Source organism: Rhizobium viscosum, from assembly GCF_014873945.1.
In the GTDB taxonomy this organism is placed as follows: Bacteria; Pseudomonadota; Alphaproteobacteria; order Rhizobiales; family Rhizobiaceae; genus Rhizobium; species Rhizobium viscosum.
In genome coordinates this window covers 2,461,162-2,473,621 of sequence record NZ_JADBEC010000001.1, presented here as the reverse complement: position 1 = coordinate 2,473,621, position 12,460 = coordinate 2,461,162, and the positions used below count along the sequence as shown (strand labels likewise).

The window sequence follows — 12,460 nt, the reverse complement described above, 5'->3', positions numbered from 1 at the left end:
TATGACATTGCCCATCATCTCGTCATAAACAAGAGGCAACGCCCGATGTTGGTTCCGTCGTTCCGTTTCGAGGACAATGATCCCGCACTTGCTCCAGAGGCACGCCGCGGCTGGATTGCGGTTCTGCCACTCGGCGCACATGAACAGCACGGTCCTCATCTGCCCTTCGAAACCGACACATTGATCGCGCAGGGCATCGTCAACAGGCTGAAAACCGCCCTGCCGGCCGGTTTGCCCGTCACCGTACTCCCCATCGAATCGGTCGGCTACTCCTTAGAGCACATGGATGTTGAAGGAACGAAGACGCTCTCTTTTGATACAGCCGTAAAGCGCTGGCTCGATATCGCTGAAAACCTCTCGAAGCTCGGTATCCGCAAATTCGTGATGCTGAATGCCCACGGCGGCAACTCGCCGTTGATGACCATCGTCGCCACGGAAGCACGCGTGCGCTTCAATATGCTGGCGGTCGCCACCAGCTGGACCCGCTTCGGCCTGCCGGAAGATGTGATCTTGCCGGATGAAAAGGCTGTAGACATTCATGGCGGAGATATCGAAACATCCGTCATGCTGGCGCTCTATCCGGACAGGGTGGATATGGAGAAAGCTGCCGATTTCCCTTCCAGCCAGACAGAGTTCACCCGGCGCTTCAAGCACCTGCGTGCTTATGGCCCGCATGCCTTCGGCTGGAAGATGTCCGACCTCAACCCGCAAGGCGTTGCAGGCAATGCGAAAAAGGCGACTGCAAAAAAGGGTGAGACGCTGATAGCCCATGCCGTCGGCGGATTGGTGGAACTGCTGCAGGATGTCGATGCCTTCGACGCAGAAACACTGCGATGAAGGCGCGGCTTTGCATAGAAAGCAATGTGATCTTATAACATACAAAACCCTTTGAACTGCCGCTTCCAAGCGCCTATATGAAACCGACCCATTCAGGCCCCGCACTTTGCCCTCGGGGTCAATCCTACTTTCGAGGTTCTCATGACCGACGCGATCCAGACACAGCAGAAGCCCATCCCCGTCACCGTGCTAACCGGTTATCTCGGTGCCGGCAAGACGACGCTGCTCAACCGCATCCTTTCCGAAAACCACGGCAAGAAATATGCAGTCATCGTCAACGAGTTCGGCGAGATCGGCATCGACAACGACCTGATCGTCGAATCCGACGAAGAAATCTACGAAATGAACAATGGCTGTGTGTGCTGCACGGTCCGCGGCGACCTGATCCGTGTCGTCGAAGGCCTGATGCGCCGTCCCGGCCGCTTCGACGGCATCATCGTCGAAACCACCGGTCTTGCCGACCCGGTACCGGTTGCCCAGACCTTCTTCATGGATGACGACGTCCGCGCCAAGACCGAGCTCGATGCCGTCGTCGCCCTCGTCGATGCCAAGCACCTGCCGCTGCGTCTCAAGGACAGCCGCGAAGCCGAAGACCAGATCGCCTTCGCCGACGTCGTCATCATCAACAAGACAGACCTGGTAACCCCGGAAGAGCTCGCGCAGATCGAAGACATCGTGAACGCCATCAACCCGGCTGCCCGCGTCTACAAGACGAGCCGTTCCAGCGTTGACCTCGCCCGCGTTCTGGACCAGGGCGCCTTCAATCTCGAGCGCGCGCTGGAAAACGATCCGCACTTCCTCGAGCACGGCCATGACGATCATGTCTGCGGCCCGGACTGTGATCATGATCACCATGGTCACGACCACCATCATCACGATCATGACCACGACCATCACCACCATCATCATGGTGAGATGTCGGCCATCCATGACATAACGGTGCAGTCCGTTTCGTTGCGCGGCGGCGAGATGAACCCGGAGCGCTTCTTCCCCTGGATCCAGAAGATCACCCAGACACAAGGCCCGAATATCCTGCGCCTCAAGGGCATCATCGCCTTCAAGGATGATGCCGAGCGCTATGTCGTCCAGGGCGTGCATATGATCATCGAAGGCGATCACCAGCGTCCGTGGAAGGATGGCGAAAAGCATGAGAGCCGTCTCGTCTTCATCGGTCGTGATCTTGATCGCACCAAGCTCGAAGAAACCTTCAAGGCATGCGAGGCGACGGCCTGATGCCAACAGTTGCACCGCTTGATCTCGACGGCCACGTTCTGGCCGTCGAATTTTTAGGTGATGTCCCCTTCTTCGCGAATGCCGACGGTACCTTTCACCGGCTCGATGGCGGCGACAAGGTCATCGAAGCCCATCAGGGCATGCTGACAGCGATCCGCGATCCCTACAGCGAAAGCCTGATTTCGGGCGGCGAGGATGGCAAGGTGCTGCGCATTGCCGCTGACGGAAGCGTCAGCGAAATTGCCTCGGCTCCGCGCAAATGGATTTCGCAAGTCGCCGCCGGCCCGCAGGGTGCGATCGCTTATTCCTACGGCAAGAGCACGCTCGTGCGCCTCACCGATGGCACAACGAAGGAATTTCCCGAAGAGCGCACGGTCGAAGGCATCGCCTTCGCGCCCAAGGGCCTGCGCATCGCAGCCGCCCGTTATAACGGTGTATCGCTGCATTGGGTCGGCACAAGCGCCAAGCCTGTTGATCTCGAATGGAAGGGCGCCCATACCGGCGTCACCTTCTCGCCCGACGGCAATTTCCTCGTGACATCCATGCAGGAAAACGCGCTGCACGGCTGGAAGCTCGACGTCAAGTCGGGCACCGAAGCCCGCCACATGCGCATGACCGGCTATCCGGCCAAGGTAAAGTCGCTCTCCTGGTCCGCCAAGGGCAAGTGGCTTGCCTCCTCCGGTGCGCCGGCCGCCATCGTCTGGCCCTTCCAGGGCAAGGACGGCCCGATGGGCAAGGCGCCGCTGGAGCTCGGCACCCGCGCCAACATCATGGCAACCGCAGTGAAATTCCACCCGGTCGAGGATATACTCGCCATTGGCTTCATCGACGGCATGATCCTTGCCGTTCGCCTCGCCGACAGCAAGGAAGCCCTGCTGCGCCGCCCCGGCAAGGGCGCCATCACCGGTATGAGCTGGAGCAAGGACGGCAAGCTGCTCGCCTTTGCTTCCGAGACCGGTGATTGCGGTGTAGTAGATATTGCGGCCTGAGGAAAAGCGGATGCCGATGACAAAGATAGCAGCACCAGAAGAGCGGGCGGGAGGTAGCATGGGTTCTCCGTGGTCCACCATCCGTGCCGAAGCTATCGACCTGGCGGATCGCGAGCCCACGCTTCGTAAGCTGCTTTCGACAGAGGTCATCGACGCGGAAAACGAGGCGGCCATCACCGCACATGTAATCTCCGCGCGTCTTTCGGTGGCCGGTGTCGCCGCCGAAGACCTGTTCCGGCTGTTTTACGGCATATTGCGGGAACACCCCGATATCGGGGCCGCCATCGAAGCCGATCTTCTGGCCGTGCGTGAACGAGATCCCGCCTGCACCACCTATCTGCACGCATTGTTGAACCTGAAGGGCTTCCATGCCCTTCAGACACACCGTGTTGCCCATGCGCTCTGGATGGCTGGCCGTGTTGAGATTGCAAGCTGGCTTTCCAATCTCGCCTCGCTGGTCTTCGGCCCGGATATCCATCCGGCTGCTCGGATCGGCTCCTCCATCATGCTCGACCATGGGTCGGGCATCGTGATCGGCGAGACGGCCGTCATCGAAGATGAAGTCTCCATCCTGCAGAACGTTACGCTCGGCGGTACGGGCAAGGAGACAGGTGATCGCCACCCGAAGATCCGCCACGGCGTGATGATCGGCGCCGGAGCAAAGATCCTCGGCAATATCGAGATCGGCGCTTTCAGCAAGATCGCCGCCGGCAGTGTTGTCCTGAAGCCGGTGCCGGCTCATTGCACTGTCGCCGGCGTTCCGGCGGCTGTCGTGCGTATTCATCGCAATGATGAAATCCCGGCCGAAACGATGGATCAGAACATCTAGAAGGGATGGACCGGCTCAAGCGGCCTGCTGGTTTTCCCCTGCTGCTTCGACCCGGTCGCGGCCTTGGCGTTTCGAACGGTAAAGCGCCTCATCCGCCTTCTGCATGAGCCGCTCGAAGTCCCCGTTCCCTTCCGTACGTGTGGAAACGCCGATGCTGAGTGTCGGGAAGATTGCCAGATCTGGCATCTGCATGACGGCTGCTGCAAAGGAAAGGCGAATGCGGTTTGCGATCTCTATCGCTTCGTCCCGACCGACATTCTTGAGCACAGCCAGGAATTCATCCCCGCCTTGCCGGGCAAGCAGGTCGCAGGAGCGTATGATGCCCTTCGATATTTTGGAGAAAAGTCGCAGGACCTCGTCGCCGGCGGCATGACCATGCTGGTCATTCAATTGCTTGAAATTGTCGATATCGATGATGAGAAGCGATACCGGCTGGCCGGCAAGCAACGGCACGTGCTGGGCAAGGCCGCCGCGGTTGAGCGCTCCGGTCAGGGGATCGTGATGTGCAAGCTGGATGAGCTGGTTCCGGCTGCGTTCGGCCGCCATCAGCACCATTGCCATGCTGCGAAGCATGATGAAGGCCACGGCCGATACCGCCATCCAGCTATGGATTATGCTGCCGCCGAAGGGATCCGGCCCGCCGATGTCTCCGGTTGCGGCGAGGAAGCTGCGAACCGCGAAGATCGCCGCGGTGACGACGTAAAGCCCCAGAAGAAGGGCCGCCGAATAAAGTTTCTCGCGGCGGAGAATGCCCGCTGCTTCCCTGGCGATGGTGACATCGCAGAGACAGCAGATCACCGAGACATAAAGGAGACGCTCGGATATCGCTGCGGGATCGCTGATGAAAAGCGCCACAGGCATGCTGCCGCAGATTATCACGAGCCAGATATAGCGCCGGTCGGGAGGATGTCCCGCAAAGGCGCGGACGGCAAAGAGCATCAGCATGTAGCCGACAATGGTCAGCACATTACCCGCGTCGATGGAGATATAGTAGGGAACGAGATTGCGCAGCGCGACGAGAAGGGAACCGATGCCGATGAGCAGGTTGCTGGCGCCCCACCAGAGCGGCCAGCGTTCGAAACGGCCGGTCGCATAGGCAGCGAACTGGAGAGCGCTCAGAACAACGCAGCTCACTGCAACGATGAAATAAATTGTCCGCAGATCCAGCAGCATCGAGCCTGTCCCGAAGTCCCATGCCGCGGACCCTACAGGAAGCGATTTGCAGTTTGATTGGACGCTTCGCTAAAAATTTAGCGACCGCCAGTTTTTTGCGTCAGGCGGCGCGTACCTTGCCGATGATCTCAGTCAGCGGGCCGTGCAGCAAATCCCGATAGCCGTTACAGGCGGAAGGCCCGCTCGGCGATTCACGCGGACGTGAAACTTTATGATCCGGGTACTGGCCACTTGCAGTCCCGCGAAGCGAAACGACATAGTACACAGCACAAGCCCAAACGCGTATCTGGAGGAGACTACATGGCCCGCGTGATCGTCATCGGAGCAACAGGACATGTCGGCACCTATCTCGTACCCCGCCTCGTCGAGGCCGGCCATGAGGTGGTGGCGATCAGCCGCGGCGCGGCCGCGCCCTATAAGACGCATGACGCATGGAGGCGCGTCGACACCAGACGTATGGATCGCTCGGCACTCGAGGCCGAAGGTCGCTTCGGGGATGAGATCCGGGCGCTGGAAGGCGAGATCGTCATTGACATGATCTGCTTCACGCCTGATAGCAACGAACATCTCGTGACCGCCCTCGAGGGCCATGTCAGCCATTTTCTTCATACCGGCACGATCTGGACGCACGGTTTTTCCACCGTAGTGCCGACACCTGAAGAGGCGCCGAAGAAGCCTTTCGGTGACTACGGCGTGAACAAAGCCGCGATTGAAGCCTATCTGCTCAGGATTGCGCGGGAAAAGAATTTCCCGGTAACCCTTATCCATCCCGGCCATATCGTCGGCCCCGGCTGGAATCCACTGAACCCGGCCGGTCACTTCAATCCCCATGTTTTCACCGTGCTGGCGCGTGGCGAAACCTTGGCTCTGCCGAATTTTGGCATGGAAACGGTGCATCACGTCCATGCCGACGACATTGCCGAACTCTTCATGGCTGCTATCGCAAAACCTGAAGCGGCGATCGGCGAAGCTTTCCATGCCGTTTCGGAAAAGGCGGTGACGTTGCGGGGTTATGCCGAAGCAATGGCCGCCTGGTTCGGCAAGGAAGCGAAGCTGGAATTTCTTCCCTATGACGCCTGGGCGCAACAGCAGAACCCCGAGGAGGCAAAAGCCACCTGGGAGCACATTGCCCGCAGCCCCAACTGTTCGATGGAAAAGGCCCGCCGGCTGCTTGGTTTCACGCCGCGGCACAGCTCGCTGCAAGCCGTGCAGGAAGCCGTCCGCTGGCTCATAGAGAATGGCCGCGTCGAGGCAAAGGCGCCTTGAACCATCAAAGATAGCCTTGAAACAAAAAAGCCCCTCCCACGGAATGGGAGGGGCTCTGACCGGTCAGGCCGCCTTCCGGACCGGCGCGCCGGCCAGCATGCGCCCCGAGGGGACGATCATGCCGGCCGCGCCGCCAAGCCAGCCCTCGACGAGCTCAAGCGCCAGAAAGCGCGAGCGTTCGAAGGGGCCGGGCATGACAAGGTGACGAGCCTTCTCGGCAAAAAAGCCGAAACGCTCGTAATAGTCCGCATCGCCGACGAGCAGGATTGCACCGTGGCCGCGCTTCTTTGCTTCGAGGATCGCCGCGCGCATCAGCGCAGAGCCGATGCCCTTGCCGCCATGCTTGCCGTCGATTGCGAGCGGACCGAGCAGCAGCGCGTCGAGCGGCGTGCCCTCGTAGTTGATGCCGGCTTCAACATTCCACAGGCGCACCGTGCCGATCACATGGCCGTCGCGGTCGCGCGCGACCAGCGCCAGGCCTTCGGCCGGCAGTCGGTTACGACGGATCATCTCGGATGACTTCTTGCGGCGATCCGGACCCATGACGCGATCGAGCAGGGTTTCGCGAGCGACGACGTCGGACGGATTTTCTACGTCGATGGTGAAAGTAACAGGCGCAAAGAATGCGCGGACAGAATCAAGAACAGCGGCCATCTTGGCCTCCCGTACCCAATACCGTTATCAGCGGTGACTTCGGAGAATTGTGAATTTGCCGCCCCGGCTGGTTACGGGGCTGGCGGAAACAAGACCTTAGATAACGTAGGCCTTCAGCGGCTCGAAGCCGTTGAAAGCGACTGCCGAATAGGTCGTCGTGTAGGCGCCGGTGCCTTCGATCATAACCTCGTCACCGATCGTCAGCGTCAGCGGCAGCGGGTAGAGGTTCTTTTCATACAGCACGTCGGCCGAGTCGCAGGTCGGACCGGCGATCACGCAGGGCTCCATCTCGTCGCCGTCGCGCTCGGTGCGGATCGGGTAACGGATGGCCTCGTCCATGGTTTCGGCGAGACCGCCGAACTTGCCGATGTCGAGGAAGACCCAGCGGGCGTCATCATTGTCCGACTTCTTGGAAATCAGCACGACTTCAGCCTTGATGACGCCTGCATTGCCGACCATGCCGCGGCCCGGCTCGATGATCGTCTGCGGGATCTGGTTGCCGAAATGCGTGCGCAGCGCCTGGTAGATCGACTTGCCGTAAGCTTCTGCGGACGGAACGTCGCGCAGGTACTTGGTCGGGAAGCCGCCGCCCATGTTGACCATCTGCAGGTGGATGCCCTGCTTGGCAAGCTGAACAAAGACGCGCTTGGCATCGGCCAGAGCCGAATCCCAGGCATCGACCTTGGTCATCTGCGAACCGACGTGGAACGAGACGCCGTAGGACTGCAGGCCGAGCTGATGAGCGTAGACCAGAACGTCGACGGCCATCTGCGGAACGCAGCCGAACTTGCGCGACAGCGGCCATTCAGCACCTTCGCCATCCGTCAGGACGCGGCAGAATACGCGAGCACCCGGAGCTGCACGGGAAATCTTCTCGACTTCTTCGTGGCTATCGACGGCAAAGAGACTGACGCCGAGTGCGTGGGCACGAGCGACATCGCGTTCCTTCTTAATCGTGTTGCCGTAGGAAATGCGGGCCGCAGTCGCACCGGCTTCGAGCGCCATTTCGATTTCTGCGACGGACGCGCAATCGAAATTGGAGCCGAGGCCTGCGAGCAGCTTCAGGACTTCCGGGGCCGGGTTGGCCTTGACGGCATAGTAGATTGCGCTGTCCGGCATGGCGTGACGGAAGGCATGGAAATTGTCTCTGATGACGTCGAGGTCGACCACGAGGCAGGGACCGTCGGGACGTCGGGTTGCGAGAAAGTCGCGGATGCGCTGGGTGGTCATATCGATTCCCTCTTCCAATTCCAGAGCTCCGGCAGGAACCGGAGGACAAAGGGCATGCAAGAACCGCTCAGGAACCAGCCGGTGGAGACCCCGGATCCTTGACGGCGCTTGATGCGCGGATAGTGAACCAACGCCGCAAAAGCGGTATAGGTTCGGCTTTGTCTGCCATGGATTGGAGGGAATATCCCTGCCGCACTTCCGGCAATGAAGGTGTGCCTCTTCAGTAACCCCCGCTGATGGAAAGCAGGGAGAGAACAAAAAGGCCCGCACCGTCGTTGCTTCAGGCGTCCTCGCATTTTCCGGTTGGCCGGAATAGCGACTGGAGGGGTTAATTCCAGGTACCTTACCGATTTCCTCACCAATTCGAGGGTTCGGCGGACACCCATGGGCACGTGCGACTTTGGGCTGAGTGGGAAATAAGAATATTTGCCGACATAATCAAGAGAATTTTTGATGACGCCCCAAAAAATAAATTGAACACGACAGCCAGATTTGTTCAACATTCTGAAACAGATCGGAGGAATCATGGACACGCTGACCCGCATACGCGCCTTCATCGATGTGGTCGAAGCGGAAGGTTTTTCCGCTGCTGCGCGGCGCACCGGCCGCTCCAAGGCGCTGCTCTCGAAATACGTGCGTGAACTGGAGGATGAGCTCGGCGCTCTACTGCTCAATCGCACCACCCGGCAATTCTCGATGACCGAGGCTGGGCACACCTACTATCGCACGGCGTCCGACATCCTCAAGGAGATCGACAACCTCGCAGATCTCGTGCGCGAAAACAATGCGCAGCTGAAGGGTCGTCTGAAGGTCTCAGTGCCCCGCACCTTCGTCGATGCCGATGTCGGCCAGTCGCTGATCGATTTCGCCAAGGAAAATCCCGATCTGCAGCTGGAAATTGCCGCCGACGACCGTTTCGTCGACCTGATCGAGGAAGGCTTCGACGTCGCGGTCCGCGTCACCAAACTCGAAGATTCCGGTATGATCGCTCGCAAGATCTCCGATTTCCGCGTCCACATCTGCGCCACGCCGGAATTCCTCGAACGCTACCCCAATATCGAGCACCCGAGCGATATCTCCAACGTGCCCTTCATCGTCGATACCAACTCCCGCAACCAGGCGAGCATCCGCTTCTACAATCCCGACAGCACCTCCTTTGCGGTCGCCGTTTCCGGCCCGATGGAGGTCAATAGCCCGCACGCGACGCTGCGCGCCGCGCTCTCAGGAATTGGCATTGCGCTGATCCCAGATTTCATCGCGCGCAAACCGATCGAGGACGGCAGGCTGGTGACGCTGTTCAACGACTATATTCCGACCGATCGCGGCATTTATGCCGTCTATCCGCACCGCCGCTATCTGCCGGCAAAGGTCAGGATCTTCGTGGACTACCTCCACAACTGGTTCAAGAAACATCCCTGAAGCAAGCGGGATGCGCGCCCAAGCGTCGCAGGGGCGGTCCCAATTCCGTCCCATTTTCTGGTGAGAAATCACCCCAACCGAACAGGGCAGCGGGTAAGCATGAAAAGATCGACACTTCTGACGGCTGGGCTTCTTTCGCTCGCACCCGCCACCGCCTTCGCCCATCCGCATATCTTCGTGGAAGCGCGGCTGGAGGTCGTCGCAGCACCTGACGGCAGCATTCAGGAACTGCGCAATGTCTGGCGTTTCGACGAGGTCTTCTCCTCCTCGGTCGTCATGGATTTCGACAAGAACACCGATCTGAAGCTGGAGCCGAACGAACTTGCCGAGGTCGGCAAGACGGTCCGGGATTCGCTTGCCGACTACGATTACTACATGAACCTGACGATCAACGGGAAGAACATCACCGTCCAAAAGCCCGACGTCATTCATGTCGACTACAAGGAAGGTCAGCTTCTGATGTTTTTTGCGGTCAAACCGATCGAAAAGATGCCGCTGAAGGGCAAGCTGACCTTCGGCGTCTATGATCCGACACTCTACACCTCGATCGACTTCCCGACCGACACCGAACTCGCCATGGTCGGCGACGGCTTCAAGGCCTGCAAACACGCAGTCGTGCGCCCGGACGCAGACCAGGTAATCTCGGAAAACAAGCAGTCGCTGACCGACGCTTTCTTCAACGATCCGACCGGCACCAATATGTCGAAACTCTTTGCCACGCGGCTGGAGGTCACATGCTGATAAAACGCCTGCCCCTCGCCCTGCTTGCGCTCGCTGTCATGGCCGTCACTGCCCATGCGCAATCGCCGCTCGGCATCGGCACGGCTGAGCCGAGCTTTCAGCCGACAGGCGGGCCGCTGGCACCTCTTTTCCTGTATGTGAACTACGAGCAGCAAGCCTTCTATCGCGCGTTGACCGGCGCGCTGAAAGCCATGCGCGAAGACCCCTGGCAACTATCCTCGCTGATCGGTCTTTCTTTTGCCTATGGCGTCTTTCATGCTGCCGGCCCGGGCCACGGCAAGGCTGTCATCTCGTCCTACATGATCGCCAACGAAGTCGAGCTTCGACGTGGTGTCGTCATCTCCTTCATCTCGGCCTTCGTCCAGGGCGTCATGGCCGTCGTGCTCGTCGGCGGCGCGTGGCTGGTGCTGCGCGGCACCGGCATCACGCTGACCATGGCAACACAGGCCATGGAAATCGCAAGCTTCGTGATGGTCATCCTCTTCGGTGGCTGGCTGCTCTTCCGCAAGCTGCGCTCGATGGCCGGCAGCCTGCCACGCCGTCGGCTGATGGCAACACCGGCCGGGCCTGTCAGCATGATGCTGGACTGGAAGGACAATGCCGCTGAACGCCAGAGCGCCAGTTTCAGCTTCAACGGCAAGGCGCAGGCCGTGGACCCCGGCCATACCTATGTGCCCGGCATGGTCTGCGAGACCTGCGGCAATTCACACCTGCCCGATCCCTCGCTGGTCAGTGGCGACAAGTTCAGCGTGCGTGAGGCGTGGTCGGCGGTGATCGCCGTGGGCCTACGTCCCTGCTCCGGTGCACTGCTGGTCATGACCTTCTCGCTGCTGAACGGGCTTTATCTCGGCGGCGTACTCTCGGTCGTCGCCATGTCACTGGGTACCGCCATTACCGTTGCAATTCTTGCCACGCTCGCCGTCACCGCCAAGAGCACGGCGGTGCGCCTCTCCGGCCGCGGCTCGTCCGCCTCCGTCTGGATCGGCAATACGATCGAGATATCAGGTGCAATTCTTGTAATCTTGATGGGTGTATTGCTGCTCGGAGCCTCCCTGCAGGGATAGGCTTCAGGGCTTTCTGCTGCGCTGATAGCGCGCCCGCAGCCAGAATATACCGAAGAAACACATCATCAGGCAGACGCCGACGATAACAGCCAATGTCGGCGAGAAACTGCCGATCCACAGCACGATGGTCGGTAGGAAATAGATCACCAGCCCGGCAGAAAACAGAATGATAGCGGCGGCGATCGCCTGCGAACGGCTTTCCGGGCTCATGGATAGGTCACTCCTCTTGTCCGGGAGTGGGATAGGCCAGCCGCTCCGCAAAGGCAACTGGCCCGATATCGCCGGGGTCCCAGGATTACTGAGACAGAGTGACCTTGGCGGAGGAGACCGTCGCTTCGATGTGATCGACCAGTTGATCGGGCAAACCGAGCCGTCCTGCAAGTAGATCGAGATAACCGCGTTCGGCCCTTGAATCCGGCTCGATCGTCAGACGCGAGGCCGTGTAGAGTTCAACCTTCTGCTCCTCGGTCACCGCGGCTGCGACAAGCGCATCAATATCCGTCGGTTCCGAAAGTTCGCGCTCGATGAAGCTCGCAGCCTCGCCGCTGACATCGGCGGCCTTGACCTTGTCCATAATGAGGCCGCGCTCCGCGTCGTCGATATGGCCGTCGGCTTTGGCGGCAGCGATCATGGCGCGGATGAGGACGAGCACGAATTCATTGCTGGTCGCTGGCGAAGCTGTACCGAAGCCGGATTCGGCAGGCGGAGGCAGGAGAACGGGATTGTTCGCCGTCGGCGCATTGGAAGGTGCTGCAGGCGCCTGTCCAGCCTGATAATTCTTCCAGGCCTGATAGCCGAGGCCTGCGATAGCTGCGAGACCGCCAATGGTAATGGCATTGCCTGCGATGCTGCGGCCGGTCTTGGTACCGAGAAGCACGGCAGCGAGCGCACCGGTCTTCAACGGATTATCTTTCGCCATCTGGATCGCGTCGCCGGTCCGGTCACGTACGCTGCCGCCTACACCCGGTATCTGCGATCCCAGAAACTGGTCGAGTAGTTTCTTCGCGTCGAACATGTCCTCGTCT

At 59.9% G+C, this 12,460-nt stretch carries 13 protein-coding genes; 8 read left to right on the top strand and 5 right to left on the bottom strand.

What is annotated here, in order from left to right; all coding sequences use genetic code 11:
• The first annotated feature begins 45 nt into the window (after window positions 1-45).
• The 4 genes from H4W29_RS12195 to cysE all read left to right on the top strand — a co-directional run bounded on the left by H4W29_RS12195 (window position 46) and on the right by cysE (window position 3,888).
• Window positions 46-837, top strand: coding sequence for a creatininase family protein (locus tag H4W29_RS12195; protein WP_192729137.1), 792 nt, complete (start codon window positions 46-48; stop codon window positions 835-837).
• Between the two features lie 141 nt (window positions 838-978).
• Entirely contained in the window at window positions 979-2,070 is a 1,092-nt protein-coding gene (locus tag H4W29_RS12190) for a CobW family GTP-binding protein (RefSeq protein ID WP_192729136.1), read from the top strand.
• Window positions 2,070-3,059, top strand: a complete 990-nt coding sequence (locus tag H4W29_RS12185; protein WP_192729135.1) for a WD40 repeat domain-containing protein — start codon at window positions 2,070-2,072, stop codon at window positions 3,057-3,059. Before H4W29_RS12190 ends, H4W29_RS12185 begins: the two co-directional genes overlap by 1 nt.
• A gap of 10 nt (window positions 3,060-3,069) precedes the next feature.
• Complete coding sequence (gene cysE / locus H4W29_RS12180; RefSeq protein WP_192729134.1) at window positions 3,070-3,888, top strand: serine O-acetyltransferase; 819 nt, start codon at window positions 3,070-3,072, stop codon at window positions 3,886-3,888.
• Between the two features lie 15 nt (window positions 3,889-3,903).
• On the opposite strand, the gene H4W29_RS12175 is transcribed toward cysE, so the two are convergent.
• The gene (locus tag H4W29_RS12175) at window positions 3,904-5,061 is read right to left on the bottom strand and encodes a GGDEF domain-containing protein (RefSeq protein WP_192729133.1); all 1,158 of its coding nucleotides are present in this window, start codon (window positions 5,059-5,061) and stop codon (window positions 3,904-3,906) included.
• 300 nt (window positions 5,062-5,361) lie between these two features.
• Here H4W29_RS12175 and H4W29_RS12170 point away from each other — a divergent pair, with 300 nt between their 5' ends.
• Window positions 5,362-6,327, top strand: a complete 966-nt coding sequence (locus tag H4W29_RS12170) for an NAD-dependent epimerase/dehydratase family protein (RefSeq protein WP_192729132.1) — start codon at window positions 5,362-5,364, stop codon at window positions 6,325-6,327.
• A gap of 63 nt (window positions 6,328-6,390) precedes the next feature.
• Here H4W29_RS12170 and H4W29_RS12165 read toward each other — a convergent pair whose 3' ends face one another.
• Both H4W29_RS12165 and odc2 read right to left on the bottom strand, forming a co-directional pair.
• On the bottom strand, window positions 6,391-6,981 hold the full coding sequence (locus H4W29_RS12165) for a GNAT family N-acetyltransferase (protein WP_192729131.1): 591 nt from the start codon (window positions 6,979-6,981) through the stop codon (window positions 6,391-6,393).
• 96 nt (window positions 6,982-7,077) lie between these two features.
• Window positions 7,078-8,211: an ornithine/lysine decarboxylase gene (gene odc2 / locus H4W29_RS12160; protein ID WP_192729130.1), complete on the bottom strand. Its 1,134-nt coding sequence runs from the start codon at window positions 8,209-8,211 to the stop codon at window positions 7,078-7,080.
• Window positions 8,212-8,736: 525 nt separating this feature from the next.
• Here odc2 and H4W29_RS12155 point away from each other — a divergent pair.
• From H4W29_RS12155 to H4W29_RS12145, 3 genes are all read left to right on the top strand, one after another.
• The gene (locus H4W29_RS12155) at window positions 8,737-9,630 is read left to right on the top strand and encodes a LysR family transcriptional regulator (RefSeq protein ID WP_192729129.1); all 894 of its coding nucleotides are present in this window, start codon (window positions 8,737-8,739) and stop codon (window positions 9,628-9,630) included.
• A 99-nt stretch (window positions 9,631-9,729) separates the two neighbouring features.
• Window positions 9,730-10,371 (top strand): DUF1007 family protein, encoded by a 642-nt coding sequence (locus tag H4W29_RS12150; protein WP_192729128.1) that lies wholly within the window; start codon window positions 9,730-9,732, stop codon window positions 10,369-10,371.
• Window positions 10,365-11,435, top strand: a complete 1,071-nt coding sequence (locus H4W29_RS12145; RefSeq protein ID WP_192729127.1) for a nickel/cobalt transporter — start codon at window positions 10,365-10,367, stop codon at window positions 11,433-11,435. The genes H4W29_RS12150 and H4W29_RS12145 overlap by 7 nt, the downstream gene beginning before the upstream one ends.
• A 3-nt stretch (window positions 11,436-11,438) precedes the next feature.
• On the opposite strand, the gene H4W29_RS12140 is transcribed toward H4W29_RS12145, so the two are convergent.
• Together H4W29_RS12140 and H4W29_RS12135 are read right to left on the bottom strand one after the other, a co-directional pair.
• Window positions 11,439-11,645, bottom strand: coding sequence for a hypothetical protein (locus H4W29_RS12140; protein ID WP_192729126.1), 207 nt, complete (start codon window positions 11,643-11,645; stop codon window positions 11,439-11,441).
• 85 nt (window positions 11,646-11,730) lie between these two features.
• Window positions 11,731-12,450 (bottom strand): tellurite resistance TerB family protein, encoded by a 720-nt coding sequence (locus H4W29_RS12135; protein WP_192729125.1) that lies wholly within the window; start codon window positions 12,448-12,450, stop codon window positions 11,731-11,733.
• Between the last annotated feature and the right edge of the window lie 10 nt (window positions 12,451-12,460).

Bases quoted from the DNA above. Each gene is read 5' to 3' on its own strand.
- H4W29_RS12195 (WP_192729137.1), top strand. From the start codon at position 46: ATGTTGGTTCCGTCGTTCCGTTTCGAGGACAATGATCCCGCACTTGCT.
- odc2 (WP_192729130.1), bottom strand. From the start codon at position 8,211: ATGACCACCCAGCGCATCCGCGACTTTCTCGCAACCCGACGTCCCGAC.
- H4W29_RS12150 (WP_192729128.1), top strand. From the start codon at position 9,730: ATGAAAAGATCGACACTTCTGACGGCTGGGCTTCTTTCGCTCGCACCC.
- H4W29_RS12165 (WP_192729131.1), bottom strand. From the start codon at position 6,981: ATGGCCGCTGTTCTTGATTCTGTCCGCGCATTCTTTGCGCCTGTTACT.
- H4W29_RS12140 (WP_192729126.1), bottom strand. From the start codon at position 11,645: ATGAGCCCGGAAAGCCGTTCGCAGGCGATCGCCGCCGCTATCATTCTG.
- H4W29_RS12175 (WP_192729133.1), bottom strand. From the start codon at position 5,061: ATGCTGCTGGATCTGCGGACAATTTATTTCATCGTTGCAGTGAGCTGC.
- H4W29_RS12190 (WP_192729136.1), top strand. From the start codon at position 979: ATGACCGACGCGATCCAGACACAGCAGAAGCCCATCCCCGTCACCGTG.
- H4W29_RS12170 (WP_192729132.1), top strand. From the start codon at position 5,362: ATGGCCCGCGTGATCGTCATCGGAGCAACAGGACATGTCGGCACCTAT.
- H4W29_RS12145 (WP_192729127.1), top strand. From the start codon at position 10,365: ATGCTGATAAAACGCCTGCCCCTCGCCCTGCTTGCGCTCGCTGTCATG.
- H4W29_RS12155 (WP_192729129.1), top strand. From the start codon at position 8,737: ATGGACACGCTGACCCGCATACGCGCCTTCATCGATGTGGTCGAAGCG.
- H4W29_RS12135 (WP_192729125.1), bottom strand. From the start codon at position 12,450: ATGTTCGACGCGAAGAAACTACTCGACCAGTTTCTGGGATCGCAGATA.
- H4W29_RS12185 (WP_192729135.1), top strand. From the start codon at position 2,070: ATGCCAACAGTTGCACCGCTTGATCTCGACGGCCACGTTCTGGCCGTC.
- cysE (WP_192729134.1), top strand. From the start codon at position 3,070: ATGCCGATGACAAAGATAGCAGCACCAGAAGAGCGGGCGGGAGGTAGC.